The sequence below is a fragment of the Bradyrhizobium sp. Unk1 genome, from assembly GCF_059512345.1.
The window spans coordinates 1-1,184 of the sequence record NZ_JCAMOP010000180.1 but is presented as its reverse complement, the minus strand read 5'-3'; the positions used below and the strand labels follow the sequence as shown (position 1 = coordinate 1,184).

Sequence of the window (1,184 nt, the reverse complement as noted above, 5' to 3'; positions counted from 1 at the left end):
ATGCGGCGGATCATCGCAATGTCGACGAGGCCGTTGGTCGGATTGGCCGGGGTCTCGATCAGGATCATCGAAACCCGCCCCCTACCCATCGCCTGCTCCGAGGCCTGCCTGACGGAGGCTTCATCGATGCCGTCGGCAAAGCCGACCGCACCGATCGACAGGCGCGCCAGTGTGTTCGTCAGCAACGTTTCCGTGCCGCCATACAGCGGCTGGGAATGCAGGATCACGTCGCCGGGGCGGACGAAGGCGAGGATCGTGGTCGCGATCGCGGCCATGCCGGATGAGAACAGCGCGCAGCTCTCGGTGCGCTCGTAGACCGCGAGCCTGTCCTCGACGATTTCGCTGTTGGGGTGGTTGAAGCGCGAATAGACCAGGCCCGCGCCCATGCCTTCCGGCGGCTCGCGCCGGCCCGCGACATAGTCGAAGAAGTCCTGCCCGTCTTCGGCGGTCTTGAACACGAAGGTGGAGGTCAGGAACACCGGAGGCTTGATGGCGCCTTCCGACAATTGCGAATCGTAGCCATAGGTCAGCATCAGGGTTTCCGGATGCAGCATATGGTTGCCGATATGGGTCTTCGACGGGAACGGTTTTACCATGGCTGCCTCGCTGTTCTGATGCTGGCCGCACGTTGCGGGCCGAATCGGTGGTACACCGCGGTGGTCACAAAATCGAGCCTGTATGCAGGTTCGTCAGCACCTGCTCCGGCAGCGGATTTCCAGGCAGATCTAACTCGGCACCAGCGCTCAACTGCGTCAGTAGGTTCTCGGGTAGGCTGGTTAGCTGGTTGCCGCTAACGGCGAGAGTATGGAGCATAGCGGGGAAGCCCTCCGGCAGACTCGTCAATTGATTGTATGCCGGGGCGCAGTGGGACGAAGTGCTGACAGGCTATGACGCGGCAGATTCAGCTCATGCGGAGGACCAAGACCAGACGGTTGAAAATTGGGCTGCCGAACGGGACGTGGGCCCGCTCGAGGATCGTGAGGCAGGGCAGATTCTGCGCTGAGATGGGATCTCTTCGAACGGACAAGTGATCTCTCTCGGAGAAATTTAATCGCGTTATGGCTTCTTCTCGCAAAAGGATCCATTCCATACTCCCTTGCCAGGACTGAGTCGTCCGTGAAGAAGGCGGGAGAGCGCTGATTTAAGCGATCTTTTGGGCAGGGACAGTTTCGGTGAACGCCCGG

Annotated in this window: 1 protein-coding gene; it reads right to left on the bottom strand. The window is 60.6% G+C overall.

All coding sequences use genetic code 11. From position 1 onward, the window contains the following. A partial coding sequence (locus AC5ZFO_RS47980; RefSeq protein WP_496124263.1) for a PLP-dependent transferase occupies positions 1-596 on the bottom strand: 596 nt, incomplete at its 3' end. Between the last annotated feature and the right edge of the window lie 588 nt (positions 597-1,184).